This window comes from Streptomyces sp. NPDC043680, from assembly GCF_056436685.1.
Map to the genome: position 1 here is coordinate 78,505 of NZ_JBWKCE010000008.1, position 26,330 is coordinate 104,834.

Here is a 26,330-nt window from a genome sequence, read left to right on the forward strand (position 1 = left end):
GCCGGGACGGCCGTACGGGCGGGTCCCGGGGTGACGGACGCAGGGGCCGTCGCCGGGGTTGCCTGTGCGCGGCGGCCCGGCCCGCGGGGGGTGGTGGTCGTGCTCATCAGATCCGCCTCCGCGTGCTCTGGCGCGAGATGGTGCGGGCGTCGAGGCCGGACAGGCCTCGCACGGCGACGTACGCCTTCTCGTGGGTCGGCACCGAGACCCGGCCGCGGAGCACGGCGTAGGGCTCTCGCTCGATGCGGTCGAGGAGGCGGCGGTAGATGCCGGCCATGGCGGCGACGCAGGCGCCGCTGCGCCGGTCGAGCATGGGCAGCAGCCGGTAGCCCTCGACGAACAGGGCGCGGGCGCGCCGCACTTCGTGGTGGACGAGGCCGGCGAAGTCGGCGCCCGCGGCGACCCGGTCGCCGTGGAAGCCTTCGGTGCAGCCGAACTTGGCGAGGTCCTCTGCGGGAAGGTACGTGCGGCCGTTGGCGGCGTCCTCGCGGACGTCGCGCAGGATGTTGGTGAGCTGGAGGGCGAGGCCGAGGGTGTCGGCGTACTCTGCGGCCCGGTCGGCGTCGGCCGCGCCCGGTGTGGTGCCGAACACGCCGAGCGAGAGCCGCCCGATGGCACCGGCCACGCAGCGGCAGTAGGCCCTGAGGTCCTCCCAGGTCTCGTAGCTCTCGCCGCGGACGTCCATGAGGACGCCGTCGATGAGTTCGTCGAGGCCGCCGAGCGGGATCGGGAAGCGGCGCGCGGCGTGGGCGAGGGCGACGGCGACCGGGTCGGTGTCGTCCTCGGCGACCTCCCCGGCCCTGATCCGGCCGAGCTGCGCGCGGGTCTCCTCCAGCCGGGCGAGCTTGGCCCCGGGGGCGAGCGTGCCGTCGCCGATGTCGTCGACGCGCCGGGAGAAGGCGTAGAGCGCGGACATCGCCTGCCGCTTGTCGGTGGGCAGCAGGCGGATGCCGTACGCGAAGTTGCGGGCCTGCGAACCGGTGACGGCCTCGCAGTAGCTGTAGGCCGCGAGGACCGGTGCCGACGGTGCGGACGTGTGTGCGAAACCCTCCACGGTCGGGCTCACCCCTTTCTCGGCGCTGTGCGCAGGACGGCGGCCACCTCGCGGAGCAGGCCGTGCTTGGTGGGCTTGGGCGGGCCGGGGAGTACGTCGAATCCGGCGGCGGAGACGGCTCGCAGGGCGGCGCGTCCTCCTCCCACGAAACCCGCGAGCAGCAGCCGGAGCCTGCCGTGCACGCTGCCCACGAGCGGGGTGCCTTCATCCAGCAGGTCCCGGGCGCGTTCGGCCTCGAAGGCGATCAGGGAACGCACGGACGCGTTCGCGGTGGGCGCCTTCAGATCGGTCCCGGTCACGCGGAAGCGGCGCATGTCCTCGGCGGGCAGGTAGATCCGGTCCCGGCCGAGGTCCTCGGCGACGTCCTGGACGTGCTCCACGATCTGCAAGGCGGTGCAGACGGCGTCGGAGCGGCGGATCCGTTCGGGGGTGCTGGTCCCGGTGAGGGACAGCACGAGGCGGCCCACCGGGTTCGCGGAGAGCTCGCAGTAGCCGAGGAGCTCGCCGTACGTCTCGTAGCGCGCGACGCGCTGGTCCTGGCGGTTGGCCTCGATCAGCCCGAGGAACGGCTCCGGGGTGAGGCCGTGGTCGCGGACCACGGGCCGCAGCGCCTGGAGCAGCGGGTGCCGGGGCGGGCCGTCGGCGGCGCCGAAGACGCGCATCAGGTCGGCCTCGAAGGCGTCGAGCATGGTGAGCGGGTGGTCCGCGGCGGCCGGTTCGAGTCCGAGGAGAACTGCGTCGTGTCCGCCGGGGGCGAGGTCGCCGTCGCCGATGTCGTCGACGAGGCGGGCGTACCCGTACACCGCCGTCAGACCCTCGCGCCAGGCGCGGGGGAGGAAGGACGGGGCGACGGGGAAGTTCTCCGTCCGGGCCTTGGAGAGGGTGGCCCGGGCGAGGGCGTCGGAGACCGGTGCGGACCGGGGACGGATGCCGTGCCCCGGGCTCACCGCCCGCCGCCCGCGGCGGGGACGGCCTGAGGGATCCCGGTTGCCCTTCCGGCCTGTCCGGCAAGACACCGCCCAATACCTGGGGGCCGGAGAATTCCCGTCGCCATTGCCGTCACGTCTCCCGTTCTACACTGCGAACCCAATACATCCCATTTCGGACACGCCGCCGGGTTTTCCCCCGGGTATCCCAGGCCGTTTCACCTGTGGGGAATCGTCCCCTCTTGCCGCGATTCAGGACCGCTCCAGCTTACGCTGTACAACGCCGCAGGAGCCTCTGGGGTATTCCTGCGCCCCCGAATGTCGTTCCCTGCGTCCGGGCGGGCCGCCCGGAGCATGGCGCGGCCCCCGCCGCGCGAGGCGACGGGGGCCGGCGGTGACGCCACGTCAGTGGTTGGTCGCCTTCTCGTAGGCCGAGACGACTTCCTCGGTGGGCCCGTCCATCAGGAGCTCGCCCTTCTCCAGCCACAGCACCCGGTCGCAGGTATCGCGGATGGACTTGTTGTTGTGGCTCACCAGGAAGACGGTGCCGGCCTTCTGCCGCAGTTCGCGGATCCGGTCCTCGGAACGCACCTGGAAGCTGCGGTCACCGGTGGCCAGCGCCTCGTCGATCATCAGGACGTCGTGGTCCTTGGCCGCCGCGATGGAAAAGCGCAGACGCGCCGCCATACCGGAGGAGTACGTGCGCATCGGCAGCGAGATGAAATCGCCCTTCTCGTTGATACCGGAGAAGTCGACGATGTCCTGGTAGCGCTCCCTGATCTGCTCGCGGCTCATGCCCATCGCGAGTCCGCCGAGCACGACGTTGCGCTCGCCGGTCAGATCGTTCATCAGCGCGGCGTTGACGCCCAGCAGCGAGGGCTGGCCGTCGGTGTAGACCCTGCCGGACTCGCAGGGCAGCAGGCCCGCGATGGCGCGCAGCAGGGTCGACTTGCCGGAGCCGTTCGAGCCGATCAGTCCGATGGCCTCGCCGCGGTACGCGGTGAAGGAGACGCCGCGCACGGCGTGGACGCGGCGCACGCCCGGAGCGTCGCCCTTGCCCCGGCGGACTATCTTGTTCAGCGCCGCCGTGGCGCTGCCCTTGCCGGAGCGGCCGGTGTTCACGCGGTAGACGATGTGCACCTCGTCCGCGATGACGGTGGGAACCTTCCCCAGGGTGTTGTCAGCCACGGCCGTAACGCTCCTCAGCCTTCCAGAAGTACACGAAGCCGCCGAGGCCGATCACGAGGGCCCAGCCCACGGCGAAGGCCCAGACGTGCGGCGGCAGGTTCTCGCGGCCGTAGTCGTCGATCATCGCGAAGCGGACCAGGTCCATGTAGATCGCCGCCGGGTTCCACTGCAGGACGTCGGCGATCCACGCGGGCCTGTCCTTGAGCATCTCGCTGATGGAGAACATGACGCCGGAGGCGTACATCCACGTGCGCGTCAGGAACGGCATCAGCTGCGCCAGGTCGGGGGTCTTGGCCCCCATTCGCGCGAAGATCAGCGCCAGGCCGGTGTTGAAGAGGAACTGCAGCGCCAGCGTCGGGACGACCAGCAGCCACGACAGCCGCGGGTAGTTGCCGAAGGAGACCGCGACGATGACCACCACGATCATCGAGTACAGCAGCTGCCCGAGCTGCTGCATCGAGAAGGAGATCGGCAGGGAGGCCCTCGGGAAGTGCAGCGCGCGGACCAGGCCCAGGTTGCTGGGGATCGCCCGGACGCCCGCCATCAGCGAGCTCTGGGTGAAGGTGAAGACGAAGATGCCCGTCACCAGGAAGGGGATGTAGACCCCCGGCGGCATGCCACGGCCGGCCTTCAGGATCAGGCCGAAGATCAGGTAGTACACCAGGGCGTTGAGCAGGGGGGTCGCCACCTGCCAGACCTGCCCGAGCTTCGCCTCGCTGTACTGGGCCACGAGCTTGGCCCGGGAGAACGCCATGATGAAGTGGCGCCGGTCCCACAGCTGCCGCACGTATCCGGCCAGGGTGGGCCGGGCACCGCTGACGGTCAGGCCGTACTTCGCGGCGAGCTCCGCGGGGGTCAGCCGTGCGTCTTCGGACGGCGGCTTGCTCGTGGCGAGGGCGCCATCCTGAGTTGTGTCACTCACAAGTTGAAACTTTCCGTCTTCAAGATGCGGCAGAAGGTGGCATCGGGCCTGGGCGGTCGGCCCGTGATCGCGTGATCGCGCCATGGTCTCAGACGCGAGCGGTCAGATGACAGGCGGTCGGCCCAGCCGGGTCAGCCGCCAGACCGTACGCCACCGCATGGGGCGCCGGGGTCCGCAGGGGGTGGTCCATCCCTCCTTGAACCCGCCGAACCAGGCCTTGAGGGCCGGAGCGGACGGTCTGCGCAGCAGCGTCAGCAGCAGCCAGACGCCCACGTAGACCGGGACCAGCAGGGCCGGCAGGTTACGGCGGGCGAGCCACACCCGGTTACGGGCCACCATACGGTGGTAGACCGCGTGCCGGGAGGGGGCGGTCTTCGGGTGCAGCAGCACCATGTCCGCTCGGTAGTCGATCAGCCACCCGGCGTCAAGCGCCCGCCAGGCCAGATCGGTCTCCTCGTGCGCGTAGAAGAACTCCCTGGGCAGCAGCCCGACCTGCGAGAACACCGCCGTGCGGACGGCGCTGGCGCCGCCCAGGAAGGTGGTGACGCGGGAGGAGCGCAGCGGGTCCGAGGCACGCAGCCGGGGTACGTGACGGCGCTGGGTCTCACCGGACTCCGGGTCCACGATCCGGAAGCTGACGATCCCGAGCTGCGGGTCCTCGGCGAACGCCTGCCGGCACAGCTCGGCGGTGTCGGTGCGCTCCAGCAGCCCGTCGTCGTCGAGGAAGAGCACGACGTCCACGTCGCGTCCGGCCGGACCGAAGGCCTCGATGCCGGCGTTGCGCCCGCCCGGGATGCCCAGGTTCTCGGGCAGCTCCACGGTGCGGACCCCTTCGGGCAGCCCGTCGAGCGGCACGCCCTGGCCGACGACGACCACCTCGACGGGCTCGCCCTCCTGGCGGGCCACCGAGTCGAGCAGTGCCTTCAGCTCGTCGGGGCGGGTGCCCATGGTGATGATCACCGCGCCGATGCGCAGCGGGGCGCTCACCGCAGCCTGCTCGACGCGAGGACGGACACCAGGTGCAGCAGCGTCTGGAGCATCGCGATGCCGGCGAGGACGGCGACGCCGAGCCGGGAGAAGTACAGGTCGCCGCGGACCTGGTCCAGGACGGCCAGCAGCAGGATGAGCAGGGACGCCTCGATGCCGAGGACCAGCCGGTGGAACTTCAGCGCGGCCGCCGCCCGGCGGGCGAGGGCCATGCCGGAGGAGCGCGGCTCGGCGGCCGCCTCCTTCACCGGCGGCAGCCCGCCCTGGTGGCGGGCGACGCCGACCAGGTCGGTCTCGGCCTTGATCAGCATGGCGCCGACCGCCGCGAGGGTGCCCAGGAAGGCCCACAGCCAGTCGATCCGGCCGCTGCCCCACAGGTCGGCGGCGCGCAGGCCGAAGCCGACCAGCACCGCCGCGTCGCACAGGTAGGCGCCGACCCGGTCCAGGTACACCCCGGAGAGCGAGAACTGCTGCTTCCAGCGGGCGACCTCCCCGTCCACGCAGTCGAGGAGCAGGTAGAGCTGGACCATCACCACGCCGAGGACGGCGCCCCAGACGCCCGGCACCAGCAGGGCCGGGGCGGCCAGGACACCGGCCAGGGTCATCACGTAGGTCAATTGGTTGGGCGTGACCTTCGTGGTGACCAGGAAGCGGGTGATGCGCAGGGAGATCTCGCGCATGTACAGGCGGCCGCCCCAGTGCTCGCCGCTGCGCCGGTCCTTCACACCCGCCGGGTGGACGACGGGCCGGAGTTCAGCTACGGATGGTCTTGGCATAGTCGGCGTAAGCGTCCCTGATCTCGGCTGCGGACAGGTTGAGGTGCTCCAGGACCGTGAAGCGTCCCGGGCGGGTCTGGGGGGCGTACTCGACGGCCGCGACGAACTCGTCCACGCTGAACCCGATCTCCTCGGGCCGTACGGGAAGTCCGTGGCGCTGCAGCACCTCCACGAAGAGGCCGGACTGGTCCGCGGCTCCGCGCAGGTGCATGGCGAAGGCGGCGCCGAGCCCCACCTGCTCGCCGTGGAGCGCGGAGCGCCCCGGGTAGAGCAGGTCGAAGGCGTGGCTGATCTCGTGGCAGGCGCCGGACGAGGGGCGGGTGTCCCCGCTGATCGACATGGCGATGCCGGAGAGCACGAGGGCCTCGCTGAGCACGGTGAGGAACTCGTCGTCGGTGCAGCCGCCGGGGTGGCGCAGCACCGACTCGCCCGCGGTGCGGGCCATGGCGGCGGCCAGGCCGTCGACCGGCTCGTCGGTCAGGCGGTGCGAGAGCTCCCAGTCGGCGATGGCCGAGATGTTGGAGATCGCGTCGCCGATGCCGGCGCGGATGAACCGTACGGGCGCTTCCTTGATCACGTCGAGGTCGATGACCATCGCGATCGGGGTCGGCACACCGTAGGACCCGCGGCCGTTGTCGTTGTCCAGGATGGACACCGGCGAGCAGATGCCGTCGTGGGAGAGGTTGGTGGCCACGGCCACCATGGGCAGCCCGACCCGCGCCGCGGCGTACTTCGCCACGTCGATGATCTTGCCGCCGCCCAGGCCCACCACGGCGTCGTAGCGGCGGCCCTTTATGTCGTCGGCCAGCTTGACGGCGGAGTCGATGGTGCCGTCCACCACCGGGTACCAGTCGGCGTGCGGCAGGACCGGCTCCAGCTTGGTGCGCAGCGCCACGCCGGAGCCGCCGCTGATCGCGATCGCCAGCTTGCCGGAGGCGGAGATCCGCTGGTCGGCCAGGAGGCCGGCCAGGTCGTCCATCGCGCCCCGGCTGATGTCGACGACGACCGGGGAGGGGATGAGCCTCGTCAGTACTGGCATGCGATCGTCCGGCCCTTGGCGAGGTCGTCGTGGTTGTCGATCTCGACCCACTTGACGTCGCCGATGGGAGCCACGTCGATCACGAAGCCGTCGTTCACGAGCTGCTGGTAGCCGTCCTCGTAGTAGAGGTCGGGGTCGCGCTCGAAGGTGGTCTTCAGGGCTTCGGCGAGCGCCTGGGCGGCCTCGGGCTCGATCAGGGTGACACCGATGTACTCGCCGGTGGCGTCGGCCGGGTCCATCAGCTTCGTGATCTTCTGGACGCCCTTCTCGCCGTCGACGACCACCTTCATCTCCTCGTCGGCCAGGTTCTTGACCGTGTCGAGGGCGAGGATGATCTTCTGCCCGTTGCCGCGGGCGGCGAGCAGGGTCTGCTCGACGGAGACCGGGTGGACGGTGTCGCCGTTGGCGAGGATCACACCCTGGCCCAGGACGTCACGGGCGCACCACAGGGAGTAGGCGTTGTTCCACTCCTCGGCCTTGTCGTTGTCGATCAACGTGATCTTGACGCCGTACTTGGCCTCCAGGGCCTCCCGGCGCTCGTACACGGCCTCCTTGCGGTAGCCGACGACGATCGCGACCTCGGTGAGGCCGACCGCGGCGAAGTTGCCGAGGGTCAGGTCGAGGACCGTCAGGCTCTCCTCGTCGCCTTCGGGGCCGACGGGCACGAGGGCCTTGGGCAGGGTGTCGGTGTAGGGACGCAGGCGGCGTCCGGCACCGGCAGCGAGTACAAGGCCGATCATGCTGGTTCTCCTTCGTCATGTACGGCGGGTGCCCCGGAGGAGACCCAGAAGCGGATGCTCTCGGCGAGCACCACGAGTGCCACGGACACGGCCATGGCCGTGAGCGCGACGGGGAACGCGTCACGGGGCAGGACGGCGGCCAGGACCACGGCCAGCAGGACCCGGCCGTCGTGCCCGCCGATCGTCCACACCAGCCACCTCGGCGGTGCACCGGAGCCGCCGCGGATGCGGTAGACCGTGTCGTAGTGATGGTAGGCGACCGCCGCGACCAGTCCGAATGCGGCCGGAAGGGCCCCGGGGACGTCGGCCTTGGCGGCGAGCGCCAGCACGGTCGCGTACTCGGCGCACCGCAGCAGCGGCGGGACGAGCCAGTCCAGGGCCCCCTTGAGCGGGCGGGAGACGGCCGCGCCGGTGGCCATGACATAGAACACGGCGGTGCCGACGAGCCAGGGCGTGCCGAACGCGTTCAGCAGCACCCCCGCGAGGAGGAGTACGGAGCCGGCGAGGGTCATCGCCAGCGGGGCGACGGGCCGGCCCTTGACGAGCGTGGCGGCGGCCGAGGCCAGCGGGCCCGAGTCGGCGAGGTCGGCCAGGGCCTGGGCGGCCCGGTCGGTGCGCTTCGCCTTGCGGGTCAGGGAACGCAGGACCCGGCCGGCGGTGGTGTAGAGCGCGCCGAAGGCGCAGCCGATCAGCAGGGCGTAGAAGACGATGCGCGGGGTGGTCGCGGCCGTCAGCACCGCGATCATGGCCCAGCGCTCGCCGATCGGCAGGATGATCATCCGCCGGACCCAGACGGTCCAGCCGACGCTGTCGAGCCGGTCGGAGAGCGCGGCGGTCGGGCTCGTGTTGGCGGTGGCGTCGTGGTTGGCCTCGTTGAAGGCGAAGTCCACGACGTGCCGGCAGGTCATGAGGATCATGGCGCCGAGTGCCAGGGCCCAGACGTCGTCCCCGTGCCGGGCTGCGCCGAGCGCGAGGCCCGCGTAGAAGGAGTACTCCTTCGCGCGGTCGAAGGTCGCGTCGAGCCAGGCGCCCATCGTCGAGTACTGGAGCGAGTAGCGGGCGAGCTGGCCGTCGGTGCAGTCCAGGACGAAGGAGACCAGCAGCAGCACACCGGCGGTGACGTAGCCCCAGCGCTCGCCGGTGGCGGCGCAGCCGGCGGCGATCAGCGCCGTGGCCAGCGAGGCGGTGGTGACCTGGTTCGGGGTCAGTCCGCGTCGGGCGCACCAGCGGGCGAGGTAGCGCGAGTACGGGCTGATGAAGAACGTGGTGAAGAAGCCGTCGCGGGACTTCACGGCGCTGCGCAGCCGCACGGCCTCCTCGTCCACGGCGGCCACGGCGGCGGCCGCCGCCTCACGCTCCTGGGCGGTGGCGGGGACGGCGGCGACCAGGCTGCCGAGCTCGGGGCGCTGGACCGCGGTCCCGGCCGCCTCGACGGCGTCGGCGAGCCGGTCCGGGTACGGGCCGGAGCCCTCCAGGGACGTCGGCGGGAGCGCGGCGGCCTTGTCGAGGGCCGCGCGGGCCCCCGGCTGGACGGCGAGGGCGCCGGTCACGGCGCAGGCGTCGAAGCGCGGGTCGGTCAGGGCGAGCCGCAGCGCGTGCAGATGCCCGACGAAGGCGCTGTCCACGACGGCCACCCGCTGGTCGGCGGGTACGCCGGCCAGTGCCGCGGCGGTCTCTTCGGGGCCGGCGGCGGGGCGGACGTCGAAGCCGAGGGAGCGCAGCTCGTCCGTGAGCGGTGATCCGGGGACCGGCAGGCCGGTGAGGATGACGGTCGACAGACGAACTCACTCCTTGCAGCGAACACGGGACGGGCGACGCCGCGCGGGGGCGGCGGCACGTCGGCAGAGGCTATCGGATGAATGGAAGCAGGGGTTCATCACCCGTTTACTCCCCGATAAGCCGAATAATCCGGGGCTTCGGCGCCGCCGGAGCGATCATCATTGACGATCACGCCGGGCACGACAAACCGCCTGGATGTTAAGGTCGAACGCGCTGTGGAACACAGGAAGCACCCCGTGGGGAAAGAGGTGGGTCGATGACCGTCGCAGTGGTCGCTGCCGAGCGCGGCGAACTCCGGTACCTCCCCGTATTCCCCACTTTCCTCCGGGCGTCCGGCCAGGCCTGATCGCATCGCCGATCCATCCCCCAGCCTCCGCTGGGGTGTCCTCTGGTCGGCCGGAGCCCCCGTTCCCGAGGGTTCACGTTGACCGACAACGACTCCGGCTTCACCCGCGCCGAATTCTTCGACGCGTTCCTCACACTCCACCGCGGCCTGCCCCGCCAGTCGCCCGGCTCCGACGCGACCACGCGGCACCTGCTGTCGCTGTGCGGACCGCTGCCCGAGCGGCCGCGCGTCCTCGACCTGGGCTGCGGTCCCGGCCGCAGCGCCCTGCTCCTCGCCGAGGTGGCGGGCGCCGGCGGCGCCGAGGTGACCGCCGTCGACCTGTACGAGGGCTTCCTCGACGAACTCCGCACGGCCGCCGCGGGCCGCGGGGTCGCCGACCGCGTCCACCCCGTCAAGGCGGACATGGGCGAGCTCACCTTTGCGGACGGCTCCTTCGACCTCGTATGGGCGGAGGGCTCCGCCTACTGCATCGGCTTCGACACCGCGCTCGCGGGGTGGAAGCGGCTGCTCGCCCCCGGCGGCACGCTCGTGGTGACCGAGTGCGAGTGGACGGTCGAGGAGCCCTCGGCCGGGGCCCGCGCCTTCTGGGATCCCCAGTACGCCCTGCGCTCCGGCCCGCGCAACCTCGCCGCCGCCCGGGCGGCCGGGTACCGGGTGCTGGGCGTCCACCGCCAGCCGGATTCCGACTGGGCCGAGTACTACGGCCCGCTGGGCGAACGGGTGGCCGGGGCCGCCCGGGCCTCGGAGGCCAGCGCGGCCGCGGCCGCGCTGGCCTCCGTACGCGAAGAGCTCGACGTACGGGCGCGGCACGGGCACGAGTACGGCTACACCGGCTATGTCCTGCGGCCCGAGACGGCCGACGGCACCCCGGGCGGCACCCGCCGCTGACGGCGCCGCAGGGGGTGCCGGGCCGTGCCCGGCACCCCCTCTCGCGTCCTGTCCCCCGCCGCTTTAGCACGCGGCGGGGACAGACATGCGCGGATCGCCGAAGTGGGGACAAGCCTCTTTTGTACGGCAGACTGAAGGCCGAAGTCCGAAGCGAAGGATGGGTATGCCGACCACACCAGCCACCGCCGCGAACACCGCGTCCCCCGGCACCGGCACTCAAGAACCGATCATGCTCGAACTGGTCGACGAGTCCGGCAACACCATCGGCACGGCGGAGAAACTCTCCGCCCATCAGGCTCCGGGGCAGCTGCACCGGGCCTTCTCCGTGTTCCTCTTCGACGAGCAGGGCCGCCTGCTGATCCAGCAGCGGGCCCTCGGGAAGTACCACTCCCCGGGCGTCTGGTCGAACACGTGCTGCGGTCACCCGTACCCCGGCGAATCGCCCTTCGCGGCGGCGGCCCGGCGCACGCACGAGGAGCTGGGCCTGTCGCCCTCGTTGCTCGCCGAGGCGGGGACGGTGCGCTACAACCACCCCGACCCCGCTTCGGGCCTGGTGGAGCAGGAGTACAACCACCTGTTCGTGGGACTCGCGCAGGCGCAGCTGCGCCCGGATCCGCAGGAGATCGGCGACACGGCGTTCGTGACCGCCGAGGAGCTCGCCAAGCGGCATGCAGAGGCGCCGTTCTCGGCCTGGTTCATGACGGTGCTGGACGCGGCTCGACCCGCGATCCGCGAGCTGACCGGGGCTGCGGCGGGCTGGTAGCCCGTACGGGGCCGGTGCTCAGGGCCGCCCGGATGTGGTGAGCGGCAGCGCCGCCCAGATGACCTTGCCGCCCGTCGAAGTGTGTTCGACGTCGCAGACCCCGCCGGACTCCCGGGTGGTCTCCCGGACCAGGAGCAGGCCCCGGCCGCCGGTCTGGCCGAAATCCGCCTCCAGCGCCTTGGGCCGGTACGGGTGGTTGTCCTCGACGGCCACCCGTACCCACTCCCGGCCGATGGCGACCTCGACCGCGACTTCCGGGGAGAGCAGCGCCGCGTGCCGCACCGAGTTCGTCACCAGTTCGGAGACGATCAGCAGCAGCGCGTACACGAGGTCGCGGTCGGCCGGGACGCCCTGGCGGCCGAGCAGGTCGCGGACCGCGCGGCGGGCCTGCGGAACGGATTCTTCTACAGCGGGCACGGTGAACCGCCACACGCCCTCGTACGCGAGAGGGCCGACCGGGGGCTCCGGCTCGCCCAGCTCGGCTGGCGGGACACTCCCGCTGACGTCCATGTTCCGGCCCCCGTCTTCACGCTCGATCGTCTCCACGCGTCCAGAGTGGGGAACGGGCTGCTCCGGGCCGGACCGGTGACCAGAACTCGGCGTCATTCGGGCACATTCTGACCGCTGGCGTATGACAGCGTCAGTTGTGCGACTGTTCCTGATCTTCTCCGGGCCGCTTCCCGGCCGCGGCGGGCCCTTCCACGACACCGGCCCGGTCGGCCGCCACCTCGTCCTCCCTGACCAGGCCCAGGATGCGCCGGGCGCCCAGGCTCAGGGCCACCAGCCTCAGCCCGTCGAACAACAGGGCGAGGAAGAAGAAGGTTCCGATCACGTGGAGACTACTGCCGGGACAGCCGGCCCGGATCACCTTGATCGCAGGATCGGCGGCCCGGGATAGCATCCGGCGCATGGACGCAGCCCCGGAAGCAGCCCCCGACGCGGCCCCCGAAGCGGGCCTCCGGCACTCCGTTGCCGACGGGGTCGCCACCGTCGTCATCGCCCACCCCGCCAAGCGCAATGCCATGACGGCGGCGATGTGGCGGGCGCTCCCGCCCCTGCTGGCGGGCCTGGCGGCCGATCCGGCCGTACGGGTGCTCGTGCTGACCGGTGCCGGACCGACCTTCTGCGCGGGAGCCGACATCTCCTCCCTGCGGGGCGACGAGGATCCGCAGGCGCTGTCGGTGGCGGCGGAGGAGGCCCTCGCCGCCTTTCCGAAGCCCACGCTCGCGGCGATCCGCGGATTCTGCGTGGGCGGCGGCAGCCAACTGGCCGCGGCCTGCGATCTGCGCTTCGCCGAGGAGGGGGCGTCCTTCGGGGTGACCCCGGCGAAGCTCGGCATCGTCTACCCCTCCTCGTCCACCCGGAGGCTGGCGGCGCTGGTGGGCCCGGCCACCGCCAAGTACCTGTTGTTCTCCGCCGAGTTGATCGACGCGGAGCACGCGCTGCGGGCCGGCTTCCTGAACGAGCTGGTGCCGGGCGGACAATTGGACAAGCGCGTCGCGGACTTCACCCGTGTCCTGGCGAGCCGTTCGCGGCTGACGCAGGCCGCGGCCAAGGAGTTCGCGGACGGCCGGACGGACCGCGACGGTCACTGGGCGCGTCAGGCGGCGGCGAGCGGCGACACCTCGGAGGGGGTCGCCGCCTTCCTGGAACGCCGCACACCGTCGTTCACCTGGAACCCGACGGGGACGTCAGGGGATTGACGGCGCGCAGGCGCGCCACGAGCTCGGCCGGCGCCTTGTCCGGCGAACCGGCGTCGTAGGGCGGCTCGGGGTCGTACTCGGTCATCAGCTGCACCGTCTGGGCGTACTCGTCCCCGGCGATCCGGCCGAGGAGGGCGAGCCCCATGTCGATGCCGGAGGACACCCCGGCCGCGGTGACGTACTTCCCGTCGAAGACGACGCGCTCGCCGGTGGGCTCTGCCCCGAAGGCGGGCAGCCGGTCGAGGAACAGCCAGTGGCAGGTGGCCCGGCGGCCCTCCAGCAGCCCGGCGGCGGCCAGCAGGAGCGAGCCGGAGCAGACGGAGGTGGTCCAGGTGCTGGTGGCGTCGGTGGCGCGCAGCCAGTCGAGGACGGCCGGGTTCGCCATCTCCACCTCGGGGTGGGGGCCGCCGGGGACGAGGACGATGTCGGGGCGGGGCACCTCGTCGAGCGCCTTGGCGGCGACGAGGGCGAGCGACCCCGCATCGTTGCGCACGGGCCCGGGCCGCTCGGCCACGAAGACGGTCTCGGCGCCGGGGAGGCGGCCGAGGGTGTCGTAGGGGCCGATGGCGTCGAGGGCGGTGAAGCCGTCGTAGAGCAAGAAGGCGATCTGCATGTCTTCTCCTGAGTGGGTGTGGTGCTGTGGTCCACCGCTCCGACGGAGCGGCCCGCCTGGGTACGCCCGGCCGGCCGGGCACCGGCGGGTGGTCAGGGGCCGAAGCGGCGGCGGTATTCCGTCGGCGGCTGGCCCAGGGTCTTGAGGAAGGCCCGGCGCAGGGCCTCCGGGGTGCCGTAGCCGCAGGACCGCGCGATCCGGGCAACGCCGTCCTCCGTCTCCTCCAGCAGCCGCCGCGCGTGCTCCACCCGGACCCGCTCCACGTACCGCCCCGGCGTCACGCCCGTCTCCGCCTGGAAGGCCCGGGCGAAGTGCCGGGGCGAGAGCCGGGCCCGGGCCGCCAGGGCCTCGACGCTCAGGTCCTCGCCCGGGTGCTCCGTGATCCAGTGCTGCACGTCCCGCAGCGGCTCCCGGCGGGCCGTCTGGGCCGCCAGCTGCGCGCTGAACTGCGCCTGGTTGCCCGGCCGCCGCAGGAACACCACCAGATGGCGGGCGATCGTCAGCGCGAGGTCCCTGCCGTGGTCCTCCTCCACCAGGGCCAACGCCAGGTCGATGCCCGCCGTCACCCCGGCGGAGGTGGCGACCGGGCCGTCCCGGACGTAGATCGGGTCCGGCTCCACCGCCACCCCCGGATAGTCCCGCGCCATCTGCTCGCAGGCGTTCCAGTGCGTGGTGGCCCGCCGCCCGTCGAGCAGTCCCGCCTCCGCGAGCAGCAGCCCGCCCGTGCACACCGACACCAGCCGCTCCGCGCCACCCCCGTGGGCGCGCAGCCAGTCGGTGAGCCGCGGCTCGAAGTCCCCGGTGTACCGGCCTCCCGGCACCAGCACCGTGGTCCCCGGCCCCGGCCGCTCGGCCTCCAGCTCCCCGTCCGGCACCAGCGTCAGCCCGCTGCTCGTGCGGACGGCCGCGCCGCCCGGGGAGACCGTGCGGATCGCGTAGCGCCGGGCGCCGGCGAAGACCTCCACCGGCCCGGTCACATCCAGGCTCTGCACCCCGTCGTAGAGGAGGACGAGCACGTTTCGCAACGACATGACCCCATGGTGTGAGGTCTTCTCCGCGGCTGCAATGACGGGCTTCCCACCTTTACGGCCATGCCCGCCGCCGCGGATAGGATCGGCGGACCATGACTGCAACCCTCGTCGCCAAGAACCTCACCGCCGCGCACGGTGAGCGCACCCTCTTCGCCGGCCTCGACCTCGTCGTCGCGCCCGGCGACGTCATCGGTCTCGTCGGCGTCAACGGCGCCGGGAAGTCCACCCTGCTGCGCCTGCTGGCCGGCCTGGACCGGCCCGAGGCCGGTGAGCTGCGGCTCTCCCCGCCCGCCGCGGCCGTCGGACACCTTCCCCAGGAGCCGGAGCGGCGCGCCGCCGAGTCCGTGCGGGAGTTCCTGGCCCGGCGTACGGGCGTGGCCGCCGCCCAGGCTGAGCTGGACGCGGCCACCCAGGGCCTGGTGGACGGCACGCCGGGCGCGGACGACGCGTACGCGACGGCACTGGACCAGTGGCTGAACCTGGGCGGCGCCGATCTCGACGAGCGGGCCCAGGAGGTCGCCGACGACCTCGGCCTGGCGGTGGGGCTCGACCTGCCCATGACCGCCCTGTCCGGTGGGCAGGCGGCCCGCGCCGGCCTCGCCTCGCTGCTGCTCTCCCGCTACGACGTCTTCCTGCTCGACGAGCCGACCAATGACCTGGACCTGGACGGTCTGGAGCGGCTGGAGCGGTTCGTGACGGGGCTGCGCGCGGGCACGGTCGTGATCAGCCACGACCGCGAGTTCCTGACCCGGACCGTCACCAAGGTCCTGGAACTGGACCTGGCGCAGCAGCAGATCAACCTCTACGGCGGCGGCTACGACGCCTATCTGGAGGAGCGCGAACGCGCGCGCACCCATGCGCGCGAGGAGTACGACGAGTACGCGGACAAGCGCGCGGCGCTCGAAGGCCGGGCGCAGATGCAGCGCGGCTGGATGGACAAGGGCGTCAAGAACGCCCGCCGCAAAGCCACCGACAACGACAAGATCGGCAAGAAGTTCCGCAGCGAGGCCAGCGAGAAGCAGGCGGCCAAGGCCCGCCAGACGCAGCGCGCCATCGAGCGGCTGGAGGTCGTCGACGAGCCCCGCAAGGAATGGGAGCTGCGGATGGAGATCGCCGCGGCCCCGCGCTCGGGCTCGGTGGTCGCCACCCTGCGCGAGGCGGCCGTCCGGCGCGGCGACTTCGACTTCGGCCCGGTCAGCCTGCAGATCGACTGGGCGGACCGGGTGGCGATCACCGGCGCCAACGGCGCGGGCAAGTCCACGCTGCTGGCGGTGCTGCTCGGCAGGCTGGCCCCGGACTCCGGCGCGGCCGCCCTCGGTTCGGGCGTGCTGATCGGCGAGGTCGACCAGGCGCGCGGACTGTTCCTCGGCGGCGAGCCGCTGCTGGAGGCCTTCTGCGCGGCCGTTCCGGACACCGAGCCGGCCGAGGTGCGCACGCTGTTGGCCAAGTTCGGCCTGAAGGCGTCGCACGTACTGCGCCCCGCGGCCACGCTCTCGCCGGGTGAGCGCACCCGTGCGGCCCTCGCGCTGCTCCAGGGCCGCGGGGTGAACCTGCTGGTCCTCGACGAGCCCACGAACCACCTGGACCTCCCGGCGATCGAGCAGCTGGAGTCGGCCCTGGAGGCGTACGAGGGCACGCTGCTACTGGTCACGCACGACCGCCGGATGCTGGAGGCGGTGCACGTGACCCGCCGCCTGGAGGTCGCGGACGGCAAGGTCGTCGAGCTGTAGGCCTCGGGGCGCGTCATGCGAAGGGCACGTTGACGCAGGCGAGCCGGTTCCCGGCCACGCCGGCCGTGCCGTGTGCCGTTCCGGTGGGGTGCTCGTGGATCACCACGGAGCGGGCCTCGCCGGGACGGAAACGCCAGGTCACGGTGGAGGCGGAGGCGCCGTGGCCGCGCCCGTCGGTGCTGAGGTCGAGCCACACCTCGTTACGGGGGTTGGCGTACGCGGGGTCCATCGAGGGCTGGGCCGGATCCTCGGCGTCCTGGTAGTGCGGCCCGGAGTCGCCGGGCACGCTGCCGCAGGCCTTCCGGTGCACATGGGCACCGAACGTGCGGTTCGCCTCCGCACCCCGGATCCACAGCTCGACGTGGGTGCCGTCCTGGCCGAGGCGCTCGGTGACACGGACCGTGCCGCCGACGGGGATCGCCTGCGGATCGAAGGTCACTGCCCGGTGGGTCGTCGGGCCGCCGGCGGCCCGGAACGGCTCGTCGACGGTCACGCCCTGGTCCACGCGCCCGACGAGGGGCGAGGACATGGCCATGGCGGCAGCGAGAACTGACGCGAGGAAGGACACCTTGGACTCCTTGTGATGCGGACCCGGACGTCCCCTCCCTGCCGAGCTTCCCTCCTCCCCCGCCCAGGTTGGCCCGGGCCGACCGTCACCGCATCTCCGGCGGCTCCTGTGCGGGGGCCCGGCGGGTGCGGGCCATCCGGCGGGCCACGAAGCCGCGGGGCAGGTGCCGGGCGGCGAACGCGTAGGCCTGGTAGCGGCGACCGGTGATGCTCACCGGTCGGCGCAGGGCCAGGTCGCGCAGGGCCCGGGCCACGACGTCCTCCGGCTCCAGCCACACCGCGTCGCGCAGGCCGCTCACGTCCATTCCGGCGCGGGCCTGGAACTCGGTGCGGGTGAACCCGGGCACCACGGCCAGCACCCGGACCCCGTACGGCGCCATGTCCACCCGCAGCGACTCGCTGAACGCGGTGATCCAGGCCTTGGCGGCCCCGTAGGTCCCGGTGGGCAGGAGTCCGGCGACCGAGGAGACGTTGAGCACGGCGCCCCGGCGGCGCTCGCGCAGCCCCGGCAGGATCGCGTGGGTGAGCCGGAGCGGGACTTTGACCAGCAGGTCGAGCATCCGCTCCTCGTCCTCGACCGGGCTGTACGGGAACGGCGCGGGCAGGCCGAAGCCCGCGTTGTTGACCAGGATGTCCACGGGCCGGGCCCGGTCGGCGAGCCGCTCGGCGACCGCGGCGCACTCCCCCGCCTCCAGCAGATCGGCGGGCAGCACCTCGCAGACCGTGCCGTGGGCGCGGCCCAGTTCCCGGGCGAGGCCTTCGAGGCGGTCCTTGTCACGGGCGACGAGGACGAGGTCGCAGCCCTTGGCCGCGAAGCCGCGGGCGAAGGCCGCGCCGAGTCCGGCGCTGGCCCCGGTGATCAGAACGGTGGTCAAGGGGCGTTCACTTCCTGCGGGTTCAGGGGTTCACGGGCTCCGGGGTGAAGCCGGCGGCGGCCGGGGAGCCGTAGGCCTGGGCCACGTCCACCAGGAACCGGGCCTCGTCCTCCACGCCGCCGCCCTCGGCGGAGGTCTGCATCGCGGCGGGCAGCTCCCACTCGGCGGCCCCTCCCGGCCGGACCGGCAGCCCGGCGAGCTTCGCCTGCCGCGCCTCCTTCAGTACGCAGGCCAGCGCGGCCGCGGTGCGCCGCTGTTCGGGGATCCCGCTGACCGTGACGTGGCTGCGGGCGAGCTCCGGGACGCCGGGGGCGACGTATTCGCCGAGGATCAGGATGGCGTCGCGGGTCTCGATGACCTTGCGGTACACGAGCAGGTTGCGCGGGACCGGCGGCCACAGCAGCTCCACGACCCGGCCGGCCCGCGGTTTGGTGAGGGCGACGTGCGGGACGGCCTGGACGAGGTCGTGCCACAGCGGCCACAGCCGCCAGGCGGTGGCGATGTCCGTGGTCGTACGGCGCAGGGTGAACAGGGTCGGGACGAGGATCGCGGCGGCGCGCAGCAGCCCGTGCAGGTTCATCAGCAGCGGCAGCGCCGGCATGGCCCAGGTGCTGCCGAACAGGGCCTTGAGCAGGTACACGAACCAGAACGCCCCGGCGAGGGCGGTCCCGAGGCCGAACAGCCGCAGGCCGGCCGCCAGGCCCCGGCTCCCGGTGCGGCGGCTGTAGCGGCCGCAGAGGCTGACGCAGGTGATGTTGGCGAGGAGGTGCGCGGCGATGAGGAAGAGCCAGTAGGCGAGGGAGGGCACCGGGTCGCCGTGCGGCGGGATGGTGTGGGGCCCGTGCGCGGGCACGGCCATGTCCAGGATCAGGAGGGTGGTCAGCCAGGCGACCGTGCCCATCCAGGCGGCGAGTTGGAGGGTGCGTCCCCGGGTGGCGGCAGCCACGAAGTAGAGCACGGCTCCCGCCGAGAGCACGCCGATCAGGTTGCGGACGAGGCTGACGGCGTGCGCGTAGTCGGCGTCGCGCGTCGCGTAGGCGATCACGTCGGGGAGGTTCAGGGTCATCGCGGCGGCGGCGGTCGCCACCGCCAGCCACAGGCCGCGCTGCTGCGGCAGGCGCAGGGCGCCCGGGGCGCGCAGCAGGACCGCGATCCACAGGCACACCACGCTGGGTACCGCGAGCCAGTCGCCGATGGCGGTGAGGTCACTGGCCACGGTGGCCCCGCTCCTGGGCGCGGGTGTGGCTGCGCTCGTAGCCCATGGCCGATTCCAGTCGGGCCAGGGTGCCCCTGATCTCGGCGGGCGAGGCCGGGGAGGGGCCCGCCGTACGGATACGGATCATGCTGGCGAGCATCTCCGCCTCCTGTTCCTGGCGGGTCGTGTAGTTGGTGCGCCCGAGGATGACGGGGGCACCCTCGGCGGGCTCCTCCCCTTCCAGGGAGTGGTGGCCGAACAGGATGTGCCCGAGCTCGTGGAGGACGATGTGCTCGCGGTGCAGCGGGGTGGTCTGGGCCTCGTAGAAGACGTAGTCGACCCGGTCGGTGCCCACCCACAGCCCGCAGACGCCGGATTCCGCGGCCTCCTTGGGGAGCGGGTGCAGCCGGATGGGGCGGCCGCGGCCCTGGGCTATCCGGTCGCACAGCGCGTCGAGCGAGAAGGGGTGGGGCATGTCCAGTCGGCCGAGGATCTTCTCGCACCGTTTGCGGAGGCCGTGTTGCGCGTGGGGCATGTGATCCCTCTTCGGACCCTTTCGCGGGCAGCGTCGATAGGCGTGCTGTGGCATGGGCATGACGTCCTGTGCCTTCAAGGCGGCCTCTGGGAGTGCGGGCTTTGAGGGGGGAACGGACGCCCGTCCGCCGGAGGGCGAACGGGCGTTCCACCATGCCTACAGATCTTGTACGGGACTTGGCAAGGTATGCCCCCGTACGAGGTGACTATTCAGCCAACCCTGCCGGTGTGCCGGCGCCCGCGCGCACCGCGAGCACCGCCCGCCGCCCTACCGCTTGCGGCGCTCCTCGGGACCGGCGAGGCCGGCCCGACGCAGGGCGTCGGCCATCGCGCTGTTGGCGGGGGCGGGGGCGCCGGCCCGCTGTCCCTGACCGCCCTGGCCGCCGCCTGCCTGCCGGCGGGCACCGCCCTGGCCTTGGCCGCCTCCGCGCTGCTGCGGGGGACGGCCGCCGCCGCGCCGCTCCTGCCGGTCCTCGCGCTGCCGGGGCGCGGCCGCCGTGCGGTCGGCCTCGTCCTCCAGCCGCAGGGTGAGCGAGATCCGCTTGCGCGGAACGTCGACGTCCACGACCTTGACGCGGACGATGTCGCCCGGCTTGACCACGTCGCGCGGGTCCTTGACGAAGTTCTTCGACAGGGCCGAGACGTGCGCCAGCCCGTCCTGGTGGACGCCGATGTCGATGAAGGCGCCGAAGGCCGCCACGTTGGTGACGACCCCTTCCAGGATCATCCCGGGCGCGAGGTCGCCGATCTTCTCGACGCCCTCCTTGAACGTGGCCGTCTTGAAGGCGGGGCGCGGGTCCCGGCCCGGCTTCTCCAGCTCGCGCAGGATGTCGGTGACCGTCGGCAGGCCGAAGGCCTCGGTGACGAACTGCTCCGGGCGCAGCGAGCGCAGGACCGCGGTGTTGCCGATCAGGGCGGCCACCTCACTGCCCGCGGTCTTGGCCATGCCCCGCACCACCGGGTAGGCCTCGGGGTGCACGCTGGAGAAGTCCAGCGGGTCCTCCCCGCCGCGGATCCGCAGGAAGCCCGCGCACTGCTCGTACGCCTTCGGGCCGAGCCGGGCCACGTCCTTGAGCGCCTTGCGGCTGCGGAAGGGGCCGTTGGCGTCGCGGTGGGCCACGATGTTCTCGGCGAGGCCGCTGCTGATGCCCGAGACGCGGGAGAGCAGCGGGGCGGAGGCGGTGTTGACGTCCACGCCCACGCCGTTCACGCAGTCCTCGACGACGGCGTCGAGCGAGCGCGAGAGCTTCACCTCGGACAGGTCGTGCTGGTACTGGCCGACGCCGATCGACTTGGGGTCGATCTTGACGAGCTCGGCGAGCGGGTCCTGCAGGCGGCGGGCGATGGAGACCGCGCCGCGCAAGGACACGTCCATGTCCGGGAGTTCCTGCGAGGCGAAGGCGGAGGCCGAGTACACGGAGGCGCCGGCCTCGGAGACCATCACCTTGGTGAGCTTCAGCTCGGGGTGGCGGGTGATCAGGTCACCGGCCAGCTTGTCGGTCTCGCGTGAGGCCGTGCCGTTGCCGATGGCGATCAGCTCGACCGCGTGCTCCTTGGCGAGGCGGGCCAGTTTGGCCAGCGACTCGTCCCACTTGTTGGCCGGGACGTGCGGGTAGACCACGTCCGTGGCCACGACCTTGCCGGTGGCGTCCACGACGGCGACCTTGACGCCGGTACGGAAGCCGGGGTCGAGGCCGAGGGTGGCCCGGGTGCCCGCGGGGGCGGCGAGCAGCAGGTCGCGCAGGTTGGCGGCGAAGACCCGGACGGCCTCGTCCTCGGCGGCGGCGCGCAGCCGCATGCGCAGGTCGATGCCGAGGTGCACCTGGATCTTCGTGCGCCAGGACCAGCGGACGGTGTCGGCGAGCCACTTGTCGCCGGGGCGTCCGCGATCGGCCACGCCGAAGCGGCGGGCGATCATGCCCTCGTACGTGGAGGGGCCGGGGGTCTCGCTCGGCGGCTCGGGCTCCAGGGTGAGGTCGAGGACCTCCTCCTTCTCACCGCGCAGCATGGCCAGGACCCGGTGCGAGGGCAGCGCCGTGAACGGCTCGGCGAAGTCGAAGTAGTCGGCGAACTTGGCGCCCGCCTCCTCCTTGCCCTCGCGGACCTTCGCCGCGAGCCGGCCGCGGCTCCACATGCGCTCGCGCAGTTCGCCGATCAGGTCGGCGTCCTCGGCGAACCGCTCGGTGAGGATGGCGCGGGCGCCCTCCAGGGCGGCTGCCGGATCGGCGACGCCCTTGTCGGCGTCCACGAACGCTGCCGCGGCGGCGGCCGGTTCCACCGACGGGTCGGCCAGCAGGCCCTCGGCGAGCGGCTCCAGACCCGCCTCGCGGGCGATCTGCGCCTTGGTGCGCCGCTTGGGCTTGAACGGGAGGTAGATGTCCTCCAGGCGGGCCTTGGTGTCGGCCGCGTTGATCCGCGCCTCCAGCTCGGCGTCGAGCTTGCCCTGCTCCCGGACCGAGTCGAGGACGGCCGCGCGCCGGTCCTCCAGCTCGCGCAGATACCGCAGCCGCTCCTCCAGGGTGCGCAGCTGGGCGTCGTCGAGCATCTCGGTCGCTTCCTTGCGGTAGCGCGCGATGAACGGCACGGTGGAGCCGCCGTCGAGCAGCTCGACGGCGGCCTTGACCTGCCGCTCCCGTACGCCGAGCTCCTCGGCGATCCTGCCTTCGATGGACGTCGTCACGATCGGTCCCGCCTGCCTTCGTTTGCACTGGACGGCTGCCAATTGTGGCAGGTGGCACCGGCGCAGGCGCGGACCGCCGCCCCGCCGGGCCCGGGGGCGGCGCGCCGGGGAGGCTACGCCTTGCCGAAGAGGTCGGCGGGGAAGGCGCCCGCGGCCATGGCCCGCTGGACGAAACCGCCGCCCAGCTCCGCGAGCCGGGCCAGGCCGTCCGCGCCGAGGTGTTCGTACGGGGCCGCGTCGAGGCGGTCGGTGTCGGCTTCCAGGCGTTCCCGTACGGCCCGGCCCTCCTCGGTGAGCTCGCCGTCGGCGTCGAGGATCCCGCGCTCGCGCAGGCGGTCGGCGGCAGCGGTCAGATCGGACGGCTCCCAGCCGCGGACGGCCCTGTTCCACTTCGGGCTCATGCCGCGGCCGGTGGCGGTGTGGCTGACCAGCGCCTCCAGCGGGTCCAGCCCCGCGATGAGCAGGGCCGCGAGGTGGCCGTCGCCGCGGTGCTCGCGCAGCAGGGTGGTGGCGTGCCACAGGCGCAGGTGCGGCTCCTCGGGTACCGGGAGGTCGGCGTGGGCGGCGTAGAGGGGGCGGGCGTGCCGGGTGCAGGCCTCGGTGGCACGCATGGCCAGGTCGGCGGCCTCGGCGATCTCCGGGGAGGCGACGGCCTCCTCGCCGAGCAGCCGGCGCAGGGTGCGGTCGGCGGCGCGCAGGCGGGCGGCGAGGGCCTGCTCGGGGGTGATCGTCTCCCAGACGGCGGGCAGGTGCCGGGCTACGGAGTCGTGGCGGTAGTTGTAGAAGGCCGCGGTCACGGCGCCGGCACCGACTGCGCCCATGGCGGCGGAGCGGGAGGCGAGGTTGACGGCGAGCCGCTCGGTGACGCCGAGGGCGGCGTACTCCTTGGCGAGATCCGGCGAGAAGTAGATCGTGGCGTGCAGCGGGTTGATCGCGGCGTGCCAGCAGCGACGGGCGGCGAACTCGGGAATCGACATGCCCGCCAGGTTACCGACTGCTCAGTATGTCGCACAGGCCAGGCTCCGCCACGCCGGTCCCCGCCCGGCGCAGGCGCTGTTTTCTGGCCTTTCTCGCAGGGTGCCCGTACCGCGCGGTGCGGTGCGCGCACGCGGTCATCCGGGCCCTCACGGCGCCGGAGGGCGTGCCTGTGACGGCCGAATGGCGATCGTGTGACAGCAGGGGCCATGGACATGACGTGAGGGGCCGGGCGTGAATACGGTCGAGCCACCAGACCGAGAACATGACTGTCTCCCCTACCACTTGGAGCCCTTCGTGCACCGCAAAGTCATCGCCCCGAGCGTGCTCGCCGCTTCCCTGCTGCTGGTGATCCCGGCGTCGGCGGCGAGTTCCGTACCGGGCGCCCCGGGTATCGGCGATCCCTACTACCCGGCCAGCGGCAACGGGGGATACGACGTGTCCCACTACGACCTGCGCCTGCAGTACCAGCCGAAGACGGACCTGCTGGAGGGCACGGCCACCCTGCTGACCACCGCCAAGCAGGACCTCTCCCGCTTCAACCTGGACTTCGGCCTCAAGGTCAGCGAGATCCGGGTCAACGGCGCCAAGGCCAAGTTCGCCACGTCCGGGGACCACGAGCTGGAAGTGACCCCCGCCCAGCCGCTGCAGAAGGACCGGCAGGCGACCGTCGTCGTCAAGTACGCCGGCAAGCCCTCCGAGTTCAAGATCGACGGCTGGTCGGCCTGGCAGCGCACCCCGGACGGCGGCATCGCGGCGCAGGAGCCCGACTCGGCGGTCTGGTGGTTCCCGAGCAACGACCACCCGCTCGACAAGGCCACCTTCGACATCTCGGTCAACGTCCCGGACGGCACGCAGGCGATCAGCAACGGCGTGCTCCAGTCGCAGACTTCGCGGCTCGGCTGGACCCGCTACAACTGGCGCTCCAACAAGCCGCAGGCCACGTACCTCGCCACCCTCGCCATCGGCAAGTTCGACGTCACCACCGACAAGACGGCGAACGGGCTGCCGATCCTCAACGCGTACAGCAAGGACCTCGGCGACAACGCGGGGGCGGCGCGCGCCAGCGTCGAGCGGACCGGCGAGGTCGCCGAGTGGCTGGAAGGCGTCTTCGGCCCGTACCCGTTCAACGCGCTGGGCGGCTACGTGCCGAACGTGCCGTCCGGCTTCGCGCTGGAGACGCAGACCCGGCCGTTCTACAGCCCGCGGCAGTTCTCGAACGGCGCGAACGTCTCGGTCGTCGTCCACGAGCTGGCCCACCAGTGGTACGGCGACAGCGTGTCCGTGGACGGCTGGAAGGACATCTGGGTCAACGAGGGCTTCGCCCGCTACAGCCAGTGGCTCTGGTCGGAGAAGGAGGGCGAGGGCACGGCGCAGGAGCTGGCCGACTGGGCGTACGCGCAGCACCCGGCCGAGGACCCGTTCTGGCAGGTCAAGCCGGGGGACCCGGGCCCGGACAACCAGTTCCACGGGGCGGTCTACGACCGCGGGGCGATCGCCCTCCAGGCGCTGCGCAACGAGATCGGCGACGAGAAGTTCTTCCAGATCCTCAAGGGCTGGCCGACCGAGCGGGCCTACGGCAACGCCAAGGTCGGCGACTTCGTCCGCTACGCGGAGAAGGTGTCGAACAAGCCGCTGGCCCAGTTCTTCGAGACCTGGCTCTACACCCCGGGCAAGCCGGCGTTCGCGCCGCCGGCCGCCGCCACGCCGACCGCCCGCTCCGCCAAGGCGCCCGCCGCCAAGCCCGTGGAGCCCAAGTCCTGGAAGAAGATCGCCGAGACGAACACCGTCCACGAGACCGGGCACCGGCACGGCCGCTGACCAGCCGGTCGGCCGGTCACCGGTCAACCGGTCGCGGTCAACCGGTCGCGGTCAACCGATCATCGGCCATCGGTACCGTGGCCGGTGGCGGGGCGGGGGGCCCCCCCGCGGGGGGCCGCGCCCCCCCCCCCCCGGGCGCCCCGCCCGCCGGGGGGGGCGCCCCCCCCCCCCCCCCCCCCCGGACCGGGCCCCGCACCCCCCTCCGCCGAAACCACAACCCCCCCCACCCGACCCGGCGCGGGGGCCCCCCCGCCCCCCCCCCGCGGCGCCGGCCCCCCCACCGCGCCCGTGCCTCGCGCGCGAGCGGCAGGTACCGCAGCCGCTCCGGCAGCAGCGGTACGAGGAGCCGTACGCCCGTGCTGAACCGCCGGAGCCTGCGCTCCTGGGCCGGGGTCCACTCCAGCCCGATGGCGGCGCGGGCGTCGGGCGGCATGTAGCCGACGGTGACGAAGGCCCGAAGCCGCAGGAACGCCCTGCGCAGCACCGGCCAGGTCAGCCGCAGCAGCAGCCGCACCGGCAGGGGGCCGCCCTCGGGCCGCGGCAGCGGCACGTCCGTGGCGACCAGCTCGCGGGCGACCTCGGTGGGCTCGATCTCCTCGGCGAGCATCCGGCGGTAGTACGGCCAGTACTCCTCGATGCTCTGAGGCATGTCCCGGTCGCGCAGGCCGAGGATCCGGCCCACCTGGAGCCACTCCCGGTACAGCTGCCGCTCCTGGGCGGGGGTGAAGCGGCGCAGCAGGTAGCGCCCGGCGTGCAGGTAGACCGGGAAGCCGGTGGCGTGCACCCAGGCGTAGCAGGCGGGGTCGAGGGAGTGGTAGCGCCGCCCCCGGGTGTCGACGCCCTGGATGTCCTTGTGCAGCCGGCGCACCCTGCGCCCCTCGGCGGCGGCTTCGGGGCCGCCGTACACCCACAGCTGTACGGAGCGCAGTGAGCGCTCACCGCGCCCCCAGGGGTCCGTGCGGAAGACCGAGTACGCGTCGACCCCGGCCGCGATGGCGGGATGCGCGACCTGCATCGTGAAGGCGGCGGGCAGCATCAGCAGCGCCCGGATGTCACCGGAGATGGTCCAGAGCACCCCGCCGGGCGGCGGCGGCTCGGGCTCGCCGCGCCGCGCCGTCCCGGGTCCTGAAACGTGCTCGGCGGGCTCCGTCGTACTCATACGTCCAGTATGACCGGCTCCGCTTGTGGGGGTTCCGCG

Annotated in this window: 23 protein-coding genes and 2 pseudogenes; 5 read left to right on the plus strand and 20 right to left on the minus strand. The window is 72.7% G+C overall.

Annotation, left to right across the window (positions count from 1 at the left end; genetic code table 11):
- Positions 1–106: 106 nt before the first annotated feature.
- The 9 genes from hpnD to AC0666_RS18420 all read right to left on the minus strand — a co-directional run bounded on the left by hpnD (position 107) and on the right by AC0666_RS18420 (position 9,410).
- Entirely contained in the window at positions 107–1,066 is a 960-nt protein-coding gene (hpnD, locus tag AC0666_RS18380; protein ID WP_478707938.1) for a presqualene diphosphate synthase HpnD, read from the minus strand.
- On the minus strand, positions 1,063–2,001 hold the full coding sequence (hpnC, locus tag AC0666_RS18385; RefSeq protein ID WP_468969022.1) for a squalene synthase HpnC: 939 nt from the start codon (positions 1,999–2,001) through the stop codon (positions 1,063–1,065). Before hpnC ends, hpnD begins: the two co-directional genes overlap by 4 nt.
- Positions 2,002–2,385: 384 nt before the next feature.
- The gene (locus tag AC0666_RS18390; protein ID WP_361716659.1) at positions 2,386–3,168 is read right to left on the minus strand and encodes an ABC transporter ATP-binding protein; all 783 of its coding nucleotides are present in this window, start codon (positions 3,166–3,168) and stop codon (positions 2,386–2,388) included.
- Positions 3,161–4,090 carry an ABC transporter permease gene (locus AC0666_RS18395; RefSeq protein WP_468969019.1) on the minus strand — a complete coding sequence of 310 codons (930 nt, stop codon included), beginning with the start codon at positions 4,088–4,090 and terminating at the stop codon, positions 3,161–3,163. Before AC0666_RS18395 ends, AC0666_RS18390 begins: the two co-directional genes overlap by 8 nt.
- A gap of 102 nt (positions 4,091–4,192) precedes the next feature.
- Entirely contained in the window at positions 4,193–5,065 is an 873-nt protein-coding gene (locus AC0666_RS18400) for a glycosyltransferase family 2 protein (RefSeq protein ID WP_478707995.1), read from the minus strand.
- Positions 5,066–5,073: 8 nt separating this feature from the next.
- Entirely contained in the window at positions 5,074–5,853 is a 780-nt protein-coding gene (locus AC0666_RS18405) for a CDP-alcohol phosphatidyltransferase family protein (protein ID WP_468969016.1), read from the minus strand.
- Entirely contained in the window at positions 5,831–6,892 is a 1,062-nt protein-coding gene (locus AC0666_RS18410) for an iron-containing alcohol dehydrogenase family protein (protein WP_468969013.1), read from the minus strand. Before AC0666_RS18410 ends, AC0666_RS18405 begins: the two co-directional genes overlap by 23 nt.
- The gene (locus AC0666_RS18415; RefSeq protein WP_361716648.1) at positions 6,880–7,632 is read right to left on the minus strand and encodes a phosphocholine cytidylyltransferase family protein; all 753 of its coding nucleotides are present in this window, start codon (positions 7,630–7,632) and stop codon (positions 6,880–6,882) included. The genes AC0666_RS18410 and AC0666_RS18415 overlap by 13 nt, the downstream gene beginning before the upstream one ends.
- A complete protein-coding gene (locus tag AC0666_RS18420; protein WP_478707996.1) occupies positions 7,629–9,410 on the minus strand; it encodes a DUF5941 domain-containing protein in 1,782 nt (593 codons plus the stop codon). The genes AC0666_RS18415 and AC0666_RS18420 overlap by 4 nt, the downstream gene beginning before the upstream one ends.
- Before the next feature lie 425 nt (positions 9,411–9,835).
- Here AC0666_RS18420 and AC0666_RS18425 point away from each other — a divergent pair.
- Together AC0666_RS18425 and idi are read left to right on the plus strand one after the other, a co-directional pair.
- Positions 9,836–10,606 (plus strand): annotated as a pseudogene (locus tag AC0666_RS18425) (SAM-dependent methyltransferase); the annotation flags it as partial.
- Positions 10,607–10,808: 202 nt separating this feature from the next.
- Positions 10,809–11,408, plus strand: a complete 600-nt coding sequence (gene idi / locus AC0666_RS18430; protein ID WP_361716642.1) for an isopentenyl-diphosphate Delta-isomerase — start codon at positions 10,809–10,811, stop codon at positions 11,406–11,408.
- Positions 11,409–11,426: 18 nt separating this feature from the next.
- Here the strand turns inward: idi and AC0666_RS18435 are convergent, their stop codons facing one another.
- The gene (locus AC0666_RS18435; protein ID WP_468969588.1) at positions 11,427–11,918 is read right to left on the minus strand and encodes an ATP-binding protein; all 492 of its coding nucleotides are present in this window, start codon (positions 11,916–11,918) and stop codon (positions 11,427–11,429) included.
- Positions 11,919–12,048: 130 nt separating this feature from the next.
- The gene (locus tag AC0666_RS18440) at positions 12,049–12,240 is read right to left on the minus strand and encodes a hypothetical protein (RefSeq protein ID WP_468969006.1); all 192 of its coding nucleotides are present in this window, start codon (positions 12,238–12,240) and stop codon (positions 12,049–12,051) included.
- A 76-nt stretch (positions 12,241–12,316) separates the two neighbouring features.
- Between AC0666_RS18440 and AC0666_RS18445 the strand changes: the two genes are divergently transcribed.
- Entirely contained in the window at positions 12,317–13,111 is a 795-nt protein-coding gene (locus tag AC0666_RS18445) for an enoyl-CoA hydratase/isomerase family protein (protein ID WP_468969003.1), read from the plus strand.
- Here AC0666_RS18445 and AC0666_RS18450 read toward each other — a convergent pair.
- On the minus strand, positions 13,077–13,724 hold the full coding sequence (locus tag AC0666_RS18450) for a DJ-1/PfpI family protein (protein ID WP_478707939.1): 648 nt from the start codon (positions 13,722–13,724) through the stop codon (positions 13,077–13,079). The two genes, AC0666_RS18445 and AC0666_RS18450, sit on opposite strands and share 35 nt — an antisense overlap.
- Before the next feature lie 92 nt (positions 13,725–13,816).
- Positions 13,817–14,755 carry a GlxA family transcriptional regulator gene (locus tag AC0666_RS18455; RefSeq protein ID WP_468968997.1) on the minus strand — a complete coding sequence of 313 codons (939 nt, stop codon included), beginning with the start codon at positions 14,753–14,755 and terminating at the stop codon, positions 13,817–13,819.
- Positions 14,756–14,847: 92 nt separating this feature from the next.
- Between AC0666_RS18455 and AC0666_RS18460 the strand changes: the two genes are divergently transcribed.
- Positions 14,848–16,485, plus strand: a complete 1,638-nt coding sequence (locus tag AC0666_RS18460; RefSeq protein ID WP_468968994.1) for an ABC-F family ATP-binding cassette domain-containing protein — start codon at positions 14,848–14,850, stop codon at positions 16,483–16,485.
- 13 nt (positions 16,486–16,498) lie between these two features.
- Here AC0666_RS18460 and AC0666_RS18465 read toward each other — a convergent pair whose 3' ends face one another.
- From AC0666_RS18465 to AC0666_RS18490, 6 genes are all read right to left on the minus strand, one after another.
- Entirely contained in the window at positions 16,499–17,053 is a 555-nt protein-coding gene (locus AC0666_RS18465) for a superoxide dismutase family protein (RefSeq protein ID WP_468968992.1), read from the minus strand.
- Positions 17,054–17,138: 85 nt separating this feature from the next.
- Positions 17,139–17,927 carry an SDR family NAD(P)-dependent oxidoreductase gene (locus AC0666_RS18470; RefSeq protein ID WP_478707940.1) on the minus strand — a complete coding sequence of 263 codons (789 nt, stop codon included), beginning with the start codon at positions 17,925–17,927 and terminating at the stop codon, positions 17,139–17,141.
- 22 nt (positions 17,928–17,949) lie between these two features.
- Positions 17,950–19,143: an MAB_1171c family putative transporter gene (locus AC0666_RS18475; RefSeq protein ID WP_478707941.1), complete on the minus strand. Its 1,194-nt coding sequence runs from the start codon at positions 19,141–19,143 to the stop codon at positions 17,950–17,952.
- Entirely contained in the window at positions 19,133–19,657 is a 525-nt protein-coding gene (locus tag AC0666_RS18480; protein WP_468968983.1) for a hypothetical protein, read from the minus strand. Before AC0666_RS18480 ends, AC0666_RS18475 begins: the two co-directional genes overlap by 11 nt.
- 267 nt (positions 19,658–19,924) lie before the next feature.
- Complete coding sequence (locus tag AC0666_RS18485) at positions 19,925–22,336, minus strand: Tex family protein (RefSeq protein ID WP_478707942.1); 2,412 nt, start codon at positions 22,334–22,336, stop codon at positions 19,925–19,927.
- A gap of 113 nt (positions 22,337–22,449) precedes the next feature.
- On the minus strand, positions 22,450–23,313 hold the full coding sequence (locus AC0666_RS18490) for an SCO6745 family protein (RefSeq protein ID WP_468968977.1): 864 nt from the start codon (positions 23,311–23,313) through the stop codon (positions 22,450–22,452).
- Between the two features lie 295 nt (positions 23,314–23,608).
- Between AC0666_RS18490 and AC0666_RS18495 the strand changes: the two genes are divergently transcribed.
- On the plus strand, positions 23,609–25,132 hold the full coding sequence (locus AC0666_RS18495; RefSeq protein WP_468968974.1) for a M1 family metallopeptidase: 1,524 nt from the start codon (positions 23,609–23,611) through the stop codon (positions 25,130–25,132).
- A gap of 259 nt (positions 25,133–25,391) precedes the next feature.
- On the opposite strand, the pseudogene AC0666_RS18500 reads toward AC0666_RS18495, so the two are convergent.
- Positions 25,392–26,291: pseudogene (locus AC0666_RS18500) on the minus strand (oxygenase MpaB family protein); the annotation flags it as partial.
- Between the last annotated feature and the right edge of the window lie 39 nt (positions 26,292–26,330).

Coding starts and splice junctions, on each gene's coding strand:
- idi (WP_361716642.1), top strand. CDS start 10,809: ATGCCGACCACACCAGCCACCGCCGCGAACACCGCGTCCCCCGGCACC.
- AC0666_RS18455 (WP_468968997.1), bottom strand. CDS start 14,755: ATGTCGTTGCGAAACGTGCTCGTCCTCCTCTACGACGGGGTGCAGAGC.
- AC0666_RS18480 (WP_468968983.1), bottom strand. CDS start 19,657: ATGCCCCACGCGCAACACGGCCTCCGCAAACGGTGCGAGAAGATCCTC.
- AC0666_RS18410 (WP_468969013.1), bottom strand. CDS start 6,892: ATGCCAGTACTGACGAGGCTCATCCCCTCCCCGGTCGTCGTCGACATC.
- AC0666_RS18405 (WP_468969016.1), bottom strand. CDS start 5,853: ATGCCAAGACCATCCGTAGCTGAACTCCGGCCCGTCGTCCACCCGGCG.
- AC0666_RS18415 (WP_361716648.1), bottom strand. CDS start 7,632: ATGATCGGCCTTGTACTCGCTGCCGGTGCCGGACGCCGCCTGCGTCCC.
- AC0666_RS18490 (WP_468968977.1), bottom strand. CDS start 23,313: ATGTCGATTCCCGAGTTCGCCGCCCGTCGCTGCTGGCACGCCGCGATC.
- AC0666_RS18445 (WP_468969003.1), top strand. CDS start 12,317: ATGGACGCAGCCCCGGAAGCAGCCCCCGACGCGGCCCCCGAAGCGGGC.
- AC0666_RS18450 (WP_478707939.1), bottom strand. CDS start 13,724: ATGCAGATCGCCTTCTTGCTCTACGACGGCTTCACCGCCCTCGACGCC.
- AC0666_RS18435 (WP_468969588.1), bottom strand. CDS start 11,918: ATGGACGTCAGCGGGAGTGTCCCGCCAGCCGAGCTGGGCGAGCCGGAG.
- AC0666_RS18460 (WP_468968994.1), top strand. CDS start 14,848: ATGACTGCAACCCTCGTCGCCAAGAACCTCACCGCCGCGCACGGTGAG.